Origin of the sequence: Rathayibacter sp. KR2-224 (assembly GCF_049446075.1) — a bacterium.
In the GTDB taxonomy this organism is placed as follows: Bacteria; Actinomycetota; Actinomycetes; order Actinomycetales; family Microbacteriaceae; genus Humibacter.
In genome coordinates this window covers 85,330-101,968 of the sequence record NZ_JBMSEB010000002.1, presented here as the reverse complement: position 1 = coordinate 101,968, position 16,639 = coordinate 85,330, and the positions used below count along the sequence as shown (strand labels likewise).

The following is a 16,639-nucleotide window of genomic DNA, read 5'->3' as shown; positions in this document are numbered from 1 at the left end:
TCGAATCGCACAGGCGCTTCGACGCCACGTGGACAGGACTCGACTGCATCTTATAAGGTCGAAGTGGTGAAGCGCTTCGACGATGTGGCAGACCGGCTGCCCGGACAGACCTCCGAAACGAGTCGGCCGTCGAGCGGACGATTCGCCCACGGGGCAGCCGAGATGGGCATCTGCTTCGGCGCGGACTACAACCCCGAGCAGTGGACGCGCGAGACCTGGGCCGAAGACGTCGAGCTCATGGTGCGGGCCGGCGTCAACCTGGTCACGGTAGGCGTCTTCAGCTGGTCAAGAATCCAGCCTGCGCCCGACGTGTGGGACTTCGGATGGCTCGACGACGTGCTCGACCTGCTGCACGCGGCCGGCATAGCGGTGGATCTCGCGACGCCCACCGCGTCCCCGCCGCCATGGCTGGGCATCCGGTATCCGGAGACGCTGCCCGTGACCCGCGACGGTGTGCGGCTCGTAGCCGGCTCGCGCAATCAGTATGCCCCGGCATCCGCCGTCTATCGGAAGCATGCCCGCGGGGTCGCGACTCAGCTTGGCCAGCGCTACGCGAAGCATCCAGCCGTGCGCATGTGGCATGTCGGAAACGAATACGGCGAGGTCGACTTCGGTGAGGAGGCCGCACGCGAGTTCAGGCTGTGGCTCGAGCGTCGATACGGCACCGTAGATCTGCTCAACGAAGCATGGGGAACTTCGGTCTGGTCGCAGCGCTACGCGTCGTTCGGCGAGGTGCTGCCGCCGAGACGAGCGCCGTATCTGATGAACCCGGCGCAGACGCTCGATTTCAAGCGGTATGCATCCGACCAGTTGCTGGCGTGCTACATCGAGCAACGCGACGCACTCCGGGCCGCCGGCGCTACGCAACCGATCACCACGAACTTCATGGGGTTCTTCCCCCACGCGGACTACTGGTCATGGGCTGGCGAGGTCGACGTGATCGCAGACGACGAGTACCCGGACCCGGCGTCGGCCGAGGCACCCGGCGACATCGCCCTCGTGCAGGACCTCATGCGTTCGCTCGGCGGCGGCCGCCCTTGGCTGCTCATGGAGCAGGCGATCGGCGCGGTCTCGTGGCGCGAGCACAACCTGCCCAAGACTCCTCAGGCGGCCAGGCTCTCATCGCTCCAGGCGGTTGCCCGTGGCGCGGACGGGGTGTGCTTCTTCCAATGGAGACAGGCGCGCACCGGGCCAGAGCGGTTCCACTCCGCCATGCTTCCGCATGCCGGTGCCGATACCGATGTGTTCCGGGGCGCGGTGCGGCTGGGGGCGGATCTCAAGCTCCTGAGGTCCGTCGCGGGACTCGGCGTCGATGCGCGGGTGGCGATGCTCTTCGACTGGCAGTCCTGGTGGGCCGCAGAGGAGCCGGCGAGGCCGACCGAGCGGTTGCGCACCGTCGAGCAGCTCCAACGCTGGTATCGGGTGTTGTGGCGGGGCGGCGTGGCCGTGGACGTCGTGCGCCCTGGCGTGGATCTCGACGGATATGACGTCGTGCTCGTTCCGCACAGCTACCTGCTCGAATCCGTTGCCGCGAACATGCTCCGCGCAGCGGCCGCGCGTGGGGCAAAGGTAGTGATCGGCCCGTTCAGCTGCGTCGCCGATGTGAATGCCGGCATTCTGCAGGGCAGGTTCCCGGTTCTGCTGCACGACCTCGTGGGCGTCAGCGGTGAGGAATGGCAGGCACTGCCCGACGAGCCCACCCCCTTGGCGATGTCCTCGATATGGGATGCAGCGCCCCTCGGTGAGCACTCGGCGATCGTGCTCGGCGAACGCCTGCGATCCGACGGGGCGGAGGTGCTGGCGACGTTCGCCACCGGCTCGCTCGCCGGGCATCCGGCGGTGACGCGCAATCGCTATGGCGACGGGACCGCGTGGTATCTCGGGGCCGTCGTCTCCGACGAACTTCTGGCTGGAGTGCTCGAGACTGCGCTGCACGATGCGGGTGTCGACAACGCGCTCGGAGAGCGCGTCACACCAGGTCGGCCGCTTCCCGACGGGCTTGAGGCGGTACGCCGCGGCCCCGCACTCTTCCTGCTCAATCACGGTCGAGGGGCAGTCGAAATCGAGCTGCCCGCGCCCTTGTGCGACCTGTTGACGAACGAACGAATAGACCGTGCCGCGGCGCTCGCGCCAGGAACGGCCCTGGTGCTGATCGAAGGGCGCACTACGTGAAATTCACCGATGGATTCTGGCTCACGAGGCCGGGCCTGAAGCCGCTGTACGCCGTCGAGGTCGATGACATAAGGGTGGACGACGAGGCGGGAACGATGACCGTTTACGCGCCCACCAAGCCCATCAGGCAACGTGGCGACACCCTCAACCTCGCGATGCTCACCATCACCTTCTCCTCGCCCATGGCGGGGATCATCAGGGTGCGAGTCGAAAGACACGCGGGTGCCGTGCATCACGGACCGGACTTCGAGAAGTTCGTGGACTCATCCTTCAGCCCATCGATCTCGATCCACGATCACAGCGGCGAGCTCGTCTCTGGAGACCTCCGCGTTCGGGTGCCGCGCACCGGGCCGTGGCGCTTCGACTTCGAGCACGCGGGCGAGCGGATCACAAGCTCACTGCCGCGGTCTGTCGGTCACATCAGCGCTCTTGCCGGCGGCCAAGCCGCGGGCGAGGGCACGTGGGTGCATCAGCAGCTCTCGATCGAGCCGGGTGAACGCGTCTACGGCCTGGGCGAACGCTTCGGCGCCTTCATCAAGAACGGCCAGGTGGTCGAGAGCTGGAACGCGGATGGCGGCACCTCGAGCGAGCAGGCGTACAAGAACATCCCGTTCTACATGACGAGTCGTGGTTATGGCGTCTTCGTCGACGACCCGGGGAACGTCTCCTTCGAGGTGGGCAGCGAGGTCAACTCCCGAGTGCAGTTCTCGGTGCCGGGGGAGTCACTGGAGTACTACGTGATCGCCGGTCCCACGCCCAAGGATGTCTTGCGCAGGTACACGGCTCTCACGGGCCGGCCGGCCGAGGTTCCAGCCTGGTCTTTCGGCCTGTGGCTGACCACGTCGTTCACCGCCAGCTATGACGAGAAGTCCGTGAACGCCTTCGTCGACGGAATGGCAGACCGCGACATCCCGCTCAGCGTGTTCCATTACGACTGCTTCTGGATGCGTGAATTCCAGTGGACCGACTTCGCCTGGGATACTCGCTACTTCCCGGATCCGGAGGGGCAGCTGGCCAGGCTGCATGACAAAGGCCTGCACGTGTCAGCGTGGATCAATCCCTATATAGCGCAGCGGTCGGCCCTCTTCGCCGAAGCCGCGGAGGCCGGATACCTCCTCAAGCGCACGGACGGCAGCATCTGGCAATGGGATCTGTGGCAGGCGGGCATGGGACTCGTCGACTTCACCAACCCAGCCGCCAGCGAGTGGTACATCGGCAAACTCGAGCACCTGATGGACCAGGGCATCGACGCCTTCAAGACCGACTTCGGGGAGCGCATCCCCGCCGACGACGTTGCCTGGCACGACGGCTCTGATCCCCGGCGCATGCACAACTACTACGCGAAGCTTTACAACGGCGCCGTGTTCGATGCCCTCGAGCGACGCAGAGGAAAGGGCGACGCCATCGTCTTCGCCCGATCGGCGACGGCAGGATGCCAGCAGTTCCCGGTGCACTGGGGCGGCGACTCCGATTCTTCGTACGCGTCCATGGCCGAATCACTGCGCGGCGGCCTTTCGCTGGCGATGTCAGGCTTCGGCTACTGGAGCCACGACATCGGCGGTTTCGAAGGAACGCCCGACCCCGGCCTGTTCAAGAGGTGGCTGGCCTTCGGGCTCCTCAGCTCCCACTCCCGCCTGCACGGGTCGGACTCGGTGCGCGTGCCATGGGCCTTCGACGACGAATCCGTCGACATCGCCAGGGAGTTCACGAAGCTCAAGATGCGGCTGATGCCCTACCTTGCGTCCGCGGCTGCCCAGGCACACACAGAGGGCACGCCCATGATGCGCCCCATGGTGCTCGAATTCCCGGACGATCGCGGCGGATACGACGCCGATTGTCAGTACATGCTGGGCGACTCACTCCTGGTCGCCCCGGTCTTCACGGCCGGCGGATCCGTCGAGTACTACCTTCCCGAGGGAAGCTGGACGTCCTTGCTCGACGGTTCGACGCGCGCAGGGTTCAGGTGGCACACCGAGCGTCACGGCTTCGATTCGCTCCCGTTGCTCGTCAGGCCGGGCACTGTGCTTCCGTTCGGCGAAAGGGATGACCGGCCCGACTACGACTGGGCGCATGGGGTCACTCTTCGCTGCTTCGAACTACCAGACGGCTACGACTCTGTCACCCGTGTGCCCGGTCGCGCGGGTACCCCAGACGTCGAGTATCGGGTTCGCCGTGAAGGCGGTCTCATCATGGCGAGCAGCGAGAGCGCTCGCGCGCCGTGGTCGCTTCAAGTGGGTGACACGACCGTGCATGCCGAGGGCGCGGGAGAGCTGACCCTGGCACTCGCCGAACAGACTGCATCCATCGACCGCACAACGGAAGGCACGTGATGACCGCCGACGAACTCTTCAGGCGAACCGACCTGCCGCTCACGGAACGCGCGCGCGACCTCCTGTCGCGACTGACCCGTGAAGAGCGGATCGCCATGCTGCACCAGGCGGCACCGGCGATTCAGCGACTGGGCATAGGCGAGTTCCACACCGGATGCGAGGCGCTGCACGGCGTTGCGTGGCTCGGCGCGGCGACCACGTTCCCGCAGGCGGTGGGCCTGGCCGCAACGTGGGACACCAAGCTCCTGGAAAGGGCAGGAGAGGTCGCCTCGATCGAGGTGCGGGCGAAGCGTGCTGCCGACCCCACGGTCGGGCTGAACACCTGGGCGCCCGTCGTGAACACTCTTCGGCACCCCGGCTGGGGACGCAACGAAGAGGGCTATTCCGAGGATCCCCAGCTCACCGCGCACTTCGGTGCGGCGTACGCCAGGGGACTGCGCGGCCACCACGAGCGCGTGTGGCGCACTGTGCCTACGCTCAAGCATTTCCTCGCGTACAGCAACGAGACCGACCGGTCGACGACCTCGTCCGAGATGTCGCTGCGCACCCTGCACGAGGAGGAGTTGCCGGCCTTCCGCGCCCCGCTCGAGACCGGTGCGGCGGGCGCTGTCATGCTCTCCTACAACAGGGTCAACGGAATCCCTGCACACACCCAGCCCGAACTGGTCGCCGAGGCGCGTTCCTGGGCGACAGGGTCGATCGCCGTCGTGTCCGATGCCGGCGCTCCCAGCCTGCTCGTCACGGCTCAACGTGCTCAGCCGGACCACGTGGCAGCCACCGCTGCACTTCTGCGTTCCGGCATGGACTCGTTCACTGACGACGGGCCGGATGCCGCGCCGACCATCCGCTACATCAACGAGGCGCTCGCCGCGGGCAGGCTGACGCCCGACGACATCGATGAGGCCGTGCTGCGGCTCCTCGAACTACGCCTGCGCACAGGCGAGTTCGATGGCGAGAACGACCCGTACTCGGGCATCACGACGGCGGATCTGGATCTGCCGGCGTCGCGGGAGCTCGCGCGCGAGATCGTCGGCAGCTCGGTCGTCGTGCTGCGCAACGATTCGGGCATCCTCCCGCTCGCGCAGCCCGGCAGCATCGCCGTGGTCGGTCCGCTGGCCGATGCCGTGCTGATGGACTGGTACTCCGGAACGCCGCCATACGAGTTCGGTGTGGCGGCCGGGCTCGCCGAGCGCTACCCCGAGGCCCAGGTGAAGGTCGTCACGGGTGCCGATACGGTGGCCCTTCGGTCGGCCTCCACCGGCCGCTATGTTACGAGCACGCCGGATGGGCGCGACGTCGACGCGAGCGCCGAACGAGCGGACGACGCGACGGGATTCGATGTGACCGACTGGGGTGACGGCATCCTCACGCTGCGCTCGCGTGCAAGCGGCCGCTTGCTCAGCGGAGCTCAGTGGCCCATGCGCGCCGACGCGGGCCAGGTCGGCGAGTGGGTGGTGCACGAGAGCTTCCGGCGCCATGTGCATTCGGATGGCTCATGGTCGCTTCTCAACCTGGGCACTGGGCGATGGGTGAGAGTGCTGCGCGACTCGGGACTGCTCGTCGCCGAGGGCATCACGGTGGAGGAGGCGGAGCGCTTCACCATGCGCACCCTCGTGTCGGGGCAGGATGCCGTCGCTCGCGCGGCCGCGTCGGCCGACCTGGTGGTCGTGGCGCTGGGAAACGAGCCACACCTTTCGGGCCGCGAGACGCAGGACCGACCGCATCTCTTCCTGCCCGAGTCCCAGGCAGAACTGTGGCGCACCGCGCGCATGCACAACGCCAGGAGCCTGCTCGCCATCATCTCGAGCTATCCGTACGTGCTCCCCAGAGGCGTGAGCGATGCGGAAACGATCGTGTGGTCGAGCCACGGCGGACAGGAGCTGGGCCGAGGACTGGCAGACGTGCTGAGCGGCGACCGCGAGCCAAGGGGTCGCCTTGCACAGTCCTGGCCTGCCGCGCCCGAGCAGGCAGGCGACCTGTTCGACTACGACACGGCCAGGCAGCAGGCGACGTACCGGCATCAGCCTGAGCGTTACGCATTCGCCTTCGGGCATGGCTGCACGTATTCCGCCGTCGAGTACGAGGGCGTCTCTCTTGAAGTCGACACCGTCTCAGCACCCGACGCTACGCACCGCCATACTGCTTTCGAACCGGGTGACGGAGAAGAGACCGTCGCAGCCACCGTCCGGGTCGCCAACAACGGCGAACGGCCGGCCGAAGAACTCGTTCAGCTCTACGCCTTGTCTCCTGTCGACCTCGATATCCCGGCGCCGCGACGCGTGCTCGTGGCGTACCGGCGCGTTCGCCTCGAACCGGGTGAACGTCGCGACGTGGTACTCCAGTTCTCGCCCGCGAGACTGGCCGTGTGGGACGACGGCATCCGACTCGCGGGGGCGCCGGCGGACTGGCTGCACGAGGGGGCCCTGCGCGTTCAGCCGGGCGAGTACGGCATTGCCGCAGGTCCGGGGGCGGACGCCCTCGACGTGAGTGCGTTGCTCACCGTGCGGTAGGTCGCGGTGAGGAGGCGAACGCCGCAGGTCAGCCGACCGTCACCCGGCTGGTCAGCGTGCGCGTGTGGTCGACGGTGCGCGCGGGCCCGCTGAGTGTGACGGGGAGCGCGAAACGGATGTCTCCGCTCGATGCCCCCAGCCGCAGCTCGACCTCGCCTGGCTCCACGACGCGCGTGTAGTCCCGCCCGGTGAACGCCGAGAGATCGGCGCTCACCTCGAACGACACCCTGGCGCTCGCCCCGGGTTGCAGAGGCACGGTGGCGTAGCCGACCAAACGGTTCACGGGGCGCACGACGGATGCCACCGGATCGTGCAGGTACAGCTGCACGTTCTCGATGCCGGCGCGCTCGCTCGTGTTCGTCACCGTTACAGACGCCGTCACCGTGCCAGACGTGCGGATCTCCGCGGCGTCGGTACCGGCATCCGTCCATTCGAACGATGTGTACGACAGCCCGTGGCCGAACGGGAAAGCCGGCGTCGGGTCGATGTTCGACACGTCGCTGGCACCCGCGAGCGGCGGCGCGAGGTAGGTGGCGGGTTGTGCGTTCTCGTGCGCGGGGATGCTCACCGGCAGTCTCCCGCTCGGGTTCACCCTGCCGCTCAGCACCCCCGCGATCGCCGGGCCGCCCTCTTCGCCCGGGAAGAACGCGGTCACGATCGCGGATGCCTGCTCCGCGGCGGAGCCGAGCGCGTACGGCCGGCCCTCGACCAACGTCGCGACGACCGGGGTGCCGGATGCCACAAGCGCGTCGAGCAGGTCCTGCTGTCGTCCCGGGAGACGCATGCTCGCGGCGTCGCATCCCTCGCCGGAGGTGCCGCGGCCGAACAGGCCGGCGTGGTCACCCAGCACTGCGATGACCAGGTCGGCATTGCGTGCGGCGACCAGCGCACGGTCGATCCCCGCGGCATCCGACTGCGCGGTGCCATCGCCCTTGCCGTCGACGCTCACGGCCGGCTCGACATCGATGAGCGCGTCGGGGAACTCGGCGCGCAGGCTCTGCAGAACCGTGGGCAGTTCGATGCCGATCGGTACGTCGGGATGCAGGGTGCCGACATGGCTCGGGAACGAGTAGCAGCCGAGCATGGCGAACGGGTCGTCGGCGAGCGGCCCCACCACCGCGATGCGCATGCCGCTGTCCACTGCCAAGGGCAGCGTCCCGTCGTTGCGCACCAGCACCACTGCTCGCTCCGCGATCTCGCGGGCGAGTGCACGATCCTCCGCCGAGTCGAGTTGCACCCGCCCTCGCACGGCCTCGATGTCGGCAAGATCGGACTCGGCCCAGCCTTCGGGCAACGGCGACCAGCCGGGGTCGAGCATGCCGAATTCGGCCTTGTGCAGCAGCACCCGTCGAAGCGCACGTTCGACGTACGACTCGTCGAGATCACCGCTTTCGATGGCGGCGATGAGCGGCTCGGCGTAGGTCTTCACGGTGGGAAGCTCGACGTCAACTCCCGCCTTGAGTGCGGATGCCGCGGCGTCTTCCCACGACCCGGCCACGCCGTGCAGGGTCTTGAGGAACGCGATGCCGAAGTAGTCGGCGACGACGGTGCCGGTGAATCCCCACGTGTCGCGGAGCAGGCCGGTGAGCAGGGAGTCGTCCGACGCAGAGGGCACGCCGTCGACATCCGTGTACGCGTGCATCACGCTGCGCACGCCGCCGTCGCGCACGGCGAGCTCGAACGGCGGCACCATGACGTCGTTGAACTCGCGCCTGCCCATCGAGACGGGTGCCAGGTTGCGGGCGGCCTTCGAGGCGGAGTAGCCGATGAAGTGCTTGAGCGTGGCGACGATGCCTGCGGACTCCAGCCCGCGCACATAGCCGAGCGCGATCGTTCCGACCAGGTACGGGTCCTCGCCGATGGTCTCCTCCGTGCGGCCCCAGCGTGGATCCCTCGTCACATCGAGTACCGGAGCCAGGCCCTGGTGAACTCCGACCGACCGCATGCCCTCGCCGATGCGCCGGGCGGCGCGCTGGATGAGCGCCGGGTCGAAGGTGGCGCCCCAGGAGAGGGGCACGGGGTAGTTGGTGGCGCCCCACGCGGTGAAGCCGGCGAGGCACTCCTCGTGTGCGATGGCCGGAATGCCGAACCTGTTGGCCGCCATGATGCGCTTCTGGCTGCGAGCCAGCGACACGACGCCCACCGCGGCATCCACCGGAGCCGAGCCGAAGGACCGCGTCAGCTGACCCAGCCCGTGCGGGAGCAGGTCGTCGAGCTCGAGGGCATCCTCGCTCATGTCGTGCTGGAACGGTGCGACGTCGCCGCCCGTCGGCGACGAGGCGACCCAGATGCCGTACAGCTGCGCCACCTTCTCGCGCAGCGTCATCTCGCCGATGAGAGCGTCCACCCGCTCGGATGCCGGCAGGCTCGCGTTGCGCCACCTCGCGCCCGCGTCCGCCCCGCGCCGGGTTGCACGCTCGCCGGTCTCTTCCGTGTCGGTCATGCGTCTACCTTCCTGGTCTGCGCACTCGGCCGTGCGCCCAAGCCGTTGCCGTCAAATGCGAAGGGCGGCCGCGCTGTTCGCACGACCGCCCTTGGTGCCGGGTTTAGCGTCCGGCGAGTGATCCGCCGATGCCGCCGACGCTGAAGAACCGGTTCAGGACGGAGAAGATGATGATCGGTGGGAGCATCATGATCACGGCGACGGCCATGACCAGTCCCCAGTTGGTCTGGTTTTGTTGGAAGAAGGTTTGCAGGCCGATGGGGAGGGTGTAGTTCTGGTCGCTGCGGAGGAAGACCACGGCGACGAGGTAGTCGTTCCAGGCCAGCAGGAACGAGAAGATCGCGGTGGAGAGGATGCCGGGCAGTGAGTTGCGGAGCACGACTCGGGTGAAGGATCCGAATACGGATGCTCCGTCGATCCAGGCTGCTTCTTCCAGGGTGATCGGGATGGAGTCGAAGTAGGCGGCCATCATCCAGCAGGCCACGGACATGGTGGAGCCGGTGTAGATGATCATCACACCGACGAGGTTGTCGACCAGGCCGAGTTTGGCGAACAGGAAGAACAGCGGGATGACCGCGGTCACCACTGGCAGGGATTGCACGACGAACAGGATCAGGGAGTAGCTGGAGACCAGCCGGTTGCGTCCGCGGGAGAGGACGTAGCCTGCGGGGGCGGCGATCACGACCGCGGCGACCACGGTGACCAGGGCGACCAGGAGGCTGTTGCCCAGCCAGGTGCCGACCGAGGTTTGGGTGAACACGGCTCCGTAGTTCTCCACTGTCAGTCCGGTGGCGGTGGAGCCAAGGGACGGGGTCAGGGAGAGGATGATCACGGCCAGGATCGGCACCAGCACCACGGCGGTGATGACGAAGATGGCCAGCAGGCGCCACCACTTGCCGCGTTCCCCGAGCTGGCTGAGGGTGCGGCGTCTGCCGCCGGTGACGCCGAGGTCGAGGGTGCCGATGAGTTCGGCAGAGGTTTCGGTGGTCATTCGATGTTCACCTTCCTAATCTGGCGGTACAGCAGCACCGAGATGATCACGAGGACGATGGTCATGATGAACGCGATCGCGACACCGGGACCGACCTGGTAGTTCTGGAACACGGTCTGGTAGGCCAGCACCACCAGCGACTGGGTTGCGTTCACCGGCCCACCACCGGTGAGCAGGAAGATCGTTGGGAAGTCGTTGACGCAGAAGATCGTCATCAGAATCCACGACACATAGGTGGTGCGGGAGATCATCGGCAACGTGATCTGCGTGAACGTCTGCCAGGTGCCTGCCCCGTCGACCTTCGACGCCTCATACACGTTGGTATCCACCGAGGCCAACGCTGAGGACATCATCATCATCATGAACGGGAAACTGATCCACACCTTGAACACGCACACCGTGATCTGAGCCAAGAGCGGATCCGCCAGGAACAACACGTTCCCGAACCCGAGCGCCTGCGCCAACAGCGGCAACGGGGACTGCGGGGTGGCGACCAACCAGTTCCAGGAGGTGGCCGACACCACCGTGGGAACCACCCACGGCAGAAGCAGCAACACCTTGAACACGCCGCCGGCCGGGATCCGGGTGCGCAGCATCAACGCCAACCCCAGTCCGACCGCCCACGACCCGAACACGCCCACCAGGGTGAACACCACGGTGAACAGGGCGGCATGCCAGAACGTGGGCTGCTGCACCACCGATATGTAGTTGTTGAAGCCGACGAACGCACCCGAGTCCACCAGGTCGCCGTTACGCGTCGACTGCCACCCGGCGTAGATCACCGGATACAGGTTCAACAACACCAACAGCAACAGGGACGGCAGAGCGAACAACAAGAACGCCCAGGTATGCGAGATCGCCCGGCCACGCTTGCCTTGACTCGGCGGGCGTCCCGACCCGGCCACTCCCACACCGTTACGCGCCTTCTTCAGCGCGCCGGCCACGGAATCGGTCGACATGTCAGCTTCTCCTTCGACAGCTTCGGGTGGAACAGTGAAAACGGGTGGGCCCGACAAACACGCCGAAGCCCACCCGCATCCTGTCTTTACTTCATCAGGCCTTCGATGGCATTCTGCAGCGTCGTGAGAGCGCTCTTGGCATCCGTCTTACCACCAAGGATCGCCTGCGAGAAGGTAATCATCGGCTGGGTGCCATCCACCGTGTTGGCGATGTTGTAGAACAGGCCCTTTCCACCGGGTGCTGCCCACGTGCCGTAGATCGGGTTCCAGTCCTTCAGGATCTTCACCGTCACCGGGTCGCTCTTGAGCTCGGAGGTGTTCGCGATGGACTTCAGCGGAGGCAGGCCGATGCCCGTCTTCTTGGTCCACAGCTGGGCCATGTTCTTGTAGTAGTACGTGACGAACGCCTCGGTGCCCTTCTGGCTCGGGGTGTTCTTGTACATCATGATGTTGTTCGGGAAGTACAGGCCACCCTTCTTCCCAGAGGGGCTCGTCAGCGGATCGCCGACGACCATGTCGGGGGCGACATCGCCGACGCTGGCCACGAGGCCCGCGCCGTCCCAGCCGTAGCCGAACTTCTTCGCCTTCCACTGCGACTGAACGTTGGCGCTGGTGTACGTCGCCGCCGCCGGGTCGGAGTAGCCGTTCTGCACGAGCTCGAGCACGTAGTCCATGGCCTCGACGTTCGCGTCGGTCACGCAGTCCGGCTCCTTCTTCGAGTTGAAGAGGCCGCCGCCGTTGTTGATCATGAACGCGGTCAGGATGTGGCTGCCCGTGAAGTTGCCGGCGCCAGCACCGAGCCCGAAGCCGTAGACGCCGATCTTCTTGAGAGCGGCGCAGACCTGCTTGTACTCGTCCCAGGTGGTGGGCACGTCGACGCCGGCCTGAGACAGCAGCGACTTGTTGTACCAGGAACAACGAACATCCAGGTTGTACGGCACTGCCGCGTAGCCCTGATCGGTCTTCATGGTGTCGAGCAGGCCCTCGAGGAAGTCATCCTTGATGCCGTTGCTCGCCCAGCTGTTGATGAGATTGTCGGCGTAGGCGATCTTGCCCTGGTGTGCGAACTGGAAGGCCTGGGTGCCGCCGCCGGAGCTGACGGCAGGGCCGGTGTTCGACGCCACGGCAGACGAGAAGGTCTGCGTGAAGTTCGCCCACTGGATCTCCTGGTACGTCGCCGCAGGCATGCCGCTCTTCGGCTTGTAGGCGAGGGTGATCTTCTTGTCCAGAGGGTTGAACGCAGTTCCACCCCAGGGCATGTTCCAGAACTTCAGCGTTCCACCGCTTCCGCCCGTGCTGCCCCCGCCGCCGCCGCTTGAGCAGGCTGCGAGGAGCGTGGTAGCGGCGACGCCGCCCGCGAGACCAAGGAAGCCGCGTCGGGTGAAGGCTGCGCCTGTGGATTCCGATGCCATTATCAGATCCTTCCGTCCACATCGGTGCAGGGCCTCGATGTGGATATTCGTCGTTGAATGTCAGGTTGGTGCGCCGGTCGCGGCCACGTCTTCCACGGCCGTGGTGTCATCATTCAATGTTTTGTTGGACGTGTCAACATTTCGATGGAGCCTCCCACATGCCTCCCCGAAACATGAAATCGCATGTTTCGTTCGACCCGTGGGAGCGCTCTCACGAACACGCTATACGACGGATCGAGATGCGCCCAAAACGTTACCGAGCCGTTGCCGTCGAGCCGCGGACGACGAGTTCCGTCGACAGTTCCTCGCGGGCCGAGCCCGCGGCCGCGCCCTGCCTCAGCCGCAGGAGCATCCGCATCGCCGCCGCGGCCATCTCCTCGATCGGCTGTCGCACCGTCGTCAGCGCCGGCGTCAGCCATGCCGACTCCGGCAGATCGTCGAACCCCACGACGCTGAGCTGGTCGGGAATCCGGATGCCCACGGCCGCGGCAGCGCGATACACGCCTAGCGCCATCTCGTCCGAACAGGCGAATACGGCCGTAGGCGGCGCCGTACGAAGCATCCGCTCCGCGGCGACGGCGGCGCTGTCTCGGTTCCAGTCCGCCGTCGTGATCTGCCCGCCGTCGAGCTGGATGCCCGCCTGCTCGAGCCCCGCCCGGAAACCGTCGACGCGCGCTCTTCCGAATCGGTAGTCGCCCGACCCGCCGACGATCGCGATGTCGCGGTGGCCGAGCGCCGCCAGATGTGCGGCGGCCGCGTACCCGCCCGCCCAGTCGGTGGTTCCGATGCTCGGTGTGCCTGATCCCGAGTCGGACGACGGGTCGAGCAGCACGAGGGGTATGCCTGCAGCGCCGAGCACCTGCACCTGGGCACGCGTCGGGGTCAGCAGCGCGACCGTCGCCCCGCGAGATCTGCGCGCAAGCAGCCTGGCAACCCAGTCGGCGCCGGCGTCCTGCTCCTGGCGGGCGACCGTGACGACGATGTCGAGTCCTGCCGAGGCCGCCGCGCGCTCGGCTCCGCTCAGCACGAGGTTGGCCCACGAGCCGCTCACCCTGCTGATCACGAGATCGACAAGGCCGCCGGTCTCGGGGCTTTGGATGCCTGCGGCGCGGCGCCTGCGCCGGTAACCCGTCTCGTCGACCAGGCGCATGACTCGCTCCCTGGTGGCAACGGAGACGTCGGAGCGGCCGTTGAGCACCTTGGAGACCGTCGGTACCGTCGTGCCGGCCAGTCGAGCCAGTTCCGCCATCGTCACAGAGGGCGGGACGCCGGCGGCGATGTCGCGGGCCGTGCCATCGCCCGAGCCGGCCGCTGGGTGCCTGCCTGCGGCGGAAGCGGCGGGAGATTGCTCGGTCATCGCTCCATCGTAGATCCGAGTTGCGCAAGTTATGAAGATGGCTCTGCGCTTGATTCGCCGGGCATCCAGGTGGGAGGATCGTGTGGAGCATGCCGCGGTATCGACGCTCGATCGGGCATCCGCCGTGCCGAGTTGCGCAATACGCGCCCCAGAGACAAGGCAAGACGACACGAACACGACAACGGATCATCGACACGAAGGAGTCGCGATGGCAGTCAGCAAGCCGCCGCTGCGGGTCGGCATGGTGGGCTACGCCTTCATGGGTGCGGCGCACTCGCAGGCATGGCGCAACGCCCACAGGTTCTTCGACCTCCCGCTCACGCCTGAACTCAGGGCGGTCGCCGGTCGCAACCCAGAGGCCGTCGCCGAGGCTGCGGAGCGGCTCGGGTGGCAGAGCGCGGAGACCGACTGGCGGCGCCTCATCGAGCGCGACGACATCGACCTCATCGACATCTGCACCCCCGGTGACACCCACCTCGAGATCGCGATCGCCGCTCTCGCCGCAGGAAAGCACGTGCTGTGCGAGAAGCCGCTGGCCAACTCGGTGGCTGAGGCCGAGCAGATGACGGATGCCGCTCGCGCCGCCGCGGAGAAGGGCGTCTTCGCCATGTGCGGCTTCACCTATCGCCGCGTGCCGGCGCTCGCCCTGGCGAAGCGGTTCGTGGAGGAGGGCAGGCTCGGCGAAATCAGGCACGTGCGCGCCCAGTACCTGCAGGACTGGCTCAGCGACGAGAACACGCCCCTCACCTGGCGGCTCGACAAGTCCAAGGCGGGCAGCGGTGCACTGGGCGACATCGGCGCCCACGTCATCGACCTGGCGCAGTGGGTGACCGGCTCGGACATCGTCGGACTCTCCGCCATCGTCAACACGTTCGTCACCGAGCGGCCGATCGCAGGCGACAAGGTGGGTCTCGGCGGCACGGCGTCGAGCGACGCGGAGAAGGGGCCGGTCACCGTCGACGACGCGGCGGCGTTCACCGCCCGATTCGGCAACGGATCCATCGGGGTGTTCGAGGCGACCAGGTTCGCGCTCGGGCGCAAGAACGCTATCCGGCTCGAGGTGAACGGGTCGAAGGGATCCATCGCCTTCGATTTCGAAGACATGAACGTTCTGAACTACTACGACGGCACCGACGAGGCAGAGACACAGGGATTCCGGCGCATCATCGTGACCGACCCGTCGCATCCGTATGTGGGCAACTGGTGGCCGGCGGGTCACGGGCTGGGCTACGAGCACGGCTTCGTGCACCAGGTCGTCGACCTCGTGGGCGACCTCGCTGCGGGTCGTCAGCCCAGGCCGTCGTTCGATGACGCGCTGCAGGTACAGCGCGTGCTGGCAGCCGTTGAACAATCGGCGGACGACAGGTCCGCGTGGCAGACGACCGAGAAGGAGGGCGGACGATGACGCGTCCGATCACGCTGTTCACCGGCCAGTGGGCCGACCTCCCGTTCGAGGAGGTGGCCAGGCTCGCAGGCGAGTGGGGCTACGACGGTCTGGAGATCGCGAGCTGGGGCGACCATCTCGACGTGAACCGGGCGGCCACCGACCCTGAGTACGCGCAGAACCGGCTCGACATCCTCGAGCGCAACGGGCTCAAGGTCTTCACCATCTCGAACCACCTGGTGGGCCAGGCGGTTTGCGACGACCCGATCGACCAGCGGCATCAAGACATCGTGCCTCCGCACGTGTGGGGCGACGGCGATCCCGAGGGTGTTCGGCAGCGCGCGGCAGAGGAGCTCAAGCAGACCGCGCGTGCGGCGGCCGCGCTCGGCGTGAAGACCGTCACCGGGTTCACCGGCTCGAAGATCTGGAAGACCATCGCCGGGTTCCCGCCCGTGCCCGAGTCGATGATCGACGACGGCTACCAGGACTTCGCCGACCGGTGGAATCCCATCCTCGACGTCTTCGACGAGGTCGGCGTGCGCTTCGCGCTCGAACCGCATCCCAGCGAGGTGGCATTCGACTACTGGTCGAGCAAGCGCACCCTCGAGGCCATCGGCAACCGGGATGCGTTCGGGTTCAACTTCGACCCTTCGCACTTCGTCTGGCAGCAGATCGACCCGGTGACCTTCCTGCAGGACTTCGCCGACAAGATCTACCACGTGCACTGCAAGGAGTCGGTGACGCAGCTCAACGGCCGCAACGGTCGTCTGGCATCCCACCTGCCGTGGGGCGACCCCCGTCGCGGCTGGGACTTCGTCTCGACCGGTCACGGTGAAGTGCCGTGGGAGCCGATCTTCCGCACCCTGAACTGGATCGGGTACGAGGGCCCGACCAGTGTCGAGTGGGAAGACGCGGGCATGGACCGACTCGTCGGAGGCCCGGAGGCGCTTCAGTTCGTGCGCAAGCTCGCTGAGATCACGCCGCCTGCCGCCGCATTCGACGCCGCCTTCTCGCAGAGCCGCTGACGCCGACCTGGCGGCCAGAGACGCTGACGACAACGGACGATCACACAAACACAACG

Annotated in this window: 10 protein-coding genes; 5 read left to right on the top strand and 5 right to left on the bottom strand. The window is 66.9% G+C overall.

Annotated features, from left to right (window positions below; genetic code table 11):
• The first annotated feature begins 66 nt into the window (after positions 1 to 66).
• From ACO2Q7_RS12830 to ACO2Q7_RS12820, 3 genes are read left to right on the top strand one after another with little or no spacing between them, the layout of a single operon-like run.
• Positions 67 to 2,172: a beta-galactosidase gene (locus ACO2Q7_RS12830; RefSeq protein WP_423356094.1), complete on the top strand. Its 2,106-nt coding sequence runs from the start codon at positions 67 to 69 to the stop codon at positions 2,170 to 2,172.
• Positions 2,169 to 4,502, top strand: a complete 2,334-nt coding sequence (yicI, locus tag ACO2Q7_RS12825; protein ID WP_423356093.1) for an alpha-xylosidase — start codon at positions 2,169 to 2,171, stop codon at positions 4,500 to 4,502. Before ACO2Q7_RS12830 ends, yicI begins: the two co-directional genes overlap by 4 nt.
• Entirely contained in the window at positions 4,502 to 7,012 is a 2,511-nt protein-coding gene (locus ACO2Q7_RS12820) for a glycoside hydrolase family 3 C-terminal domain-containing protein (protein ID WP_423356092.1), read from the top strand. The genes yicI and ACO2Q7_RS12820 overlap by 1 nt, the downstream gene beginning before the upstream one ends.
• Positions 7,013 to 7,040: 28 nt before the next feature.
• Here ACO2Q7_RS12820 and ACO2Q7_RS12815 read toward each other — a convergent pair whose 3' ends face one another.
• From ACO2Q7_RS12815 to ACO2Q7_RS12795, 5 genes are all read right to left on the bottom strand, one after another.
• Positions 7,041 to 9,455, bottom strand: coding sequence for a glycoside hydrolase family 3 N-terminal domain-containing protein (locus ACO2Q7_RS12815; protein ID WP_423356091.1), 2,415 nt, complete (start codon positions 9,453 to 9,455; stop codon positions 7,041 to 7,043).
• A gap of 103 nt (positions 9,456 to 9,558) precedes the next feature.
• Positions 9,559 to 10,446: a carbohydrate ABC transporter permease gene (locus ACO2Q7_RS12810; RefSeq protein ID WP_423356090.1), complete on the bottom strand. Its 888-nt coding sequence runs from the start codon at positions 10,444 to 10,446 to the stop codon at positions 9,559 to 9,561.
• On the bottom strand, positions 10,443 to 11,405 hold the full coding sequence (locus tag ACO2Q7_RS12805; protein ID WP_423356089.1) for a carbohydrate ABC transporter permease: 963 nt from the start codon (positions 11,403 to 11,405) through the stop codon (positions 10,443 to 10,445). The genes ACO2Q7_RS12810 and ACO2Q7_RS12805 overlap by 4 nt, the downstream gene beginning before the upstream one ends.
• A gap of 86 nt (positions 11,406 to 11,491) precedes the next feature.
• Positions 11,492 to 12,817 carry an ABC transporter substrate-binding protein gene (locus ACO2Q7_RS12800; protein ID WP_423356088.1) on the bottom strand — a complete coding sequence of 442 codons (1,326 nt, stop codon included), beginning with the start codon at positions 12,815 to 12,817 and terminating at the stop codon, positions 11,492 to 11,494.
• A gap of 253 nt (positions 12,818 to 13,070) precedes the next feature.
• Positions 13,071 to 14,174: a LacI family DNA-binding transcriptional regulator gene (locus tag ACO2Q7_RS12795; RefSeq protein ID WP_423356087.1), complete on the bottom strand. Its 1,104-nt coding sequence runs from the start codon at positions 14,172 to 14,174 to the stop codon at positions 13,071 to 13,073.
• A 208-nt stretch (positions 14,175 to 14,382) separates the two neighbouring features.
• Between ACO2Q7_RS12795 and ACO2Q7_RS12790 the strand changes: the two genes are divergently transcribed.
• Together ACO2Q7_RS12790 and ACO2Q7_RS12785 are read left to right on the top strand one after the other, a co-directional pair.
• On the top strand, positions 14,383 to 15,579 hold the full coding sequence (locus ACO2Q7_RS12790) for a Gfo/Idh/MocA family protein (RefSeq protein WP_423356086.1): 1,197 nt from the start codon (positions 14,383 to 14,385) through the stop codon (positions 15,577 to 15,579).
• Entirely contained in the window at positions 15,576 to 16,583 is a 1,008-nt protein-coding gene (locus ACO2Q7_RS12785) for a sugar phosphate isomerase/epimerase family protein (RefSeq protein ID WP_423356085.1), read from the top strand. Before ACO2Q7_RS12790 ends, ACO2Q7_RS12785 begins: the two co-directional genes overlap by 4 nt.
• The last annotated feature ends 56 nt before the right edge of the window (positions 16,584 to 16,639 follow it).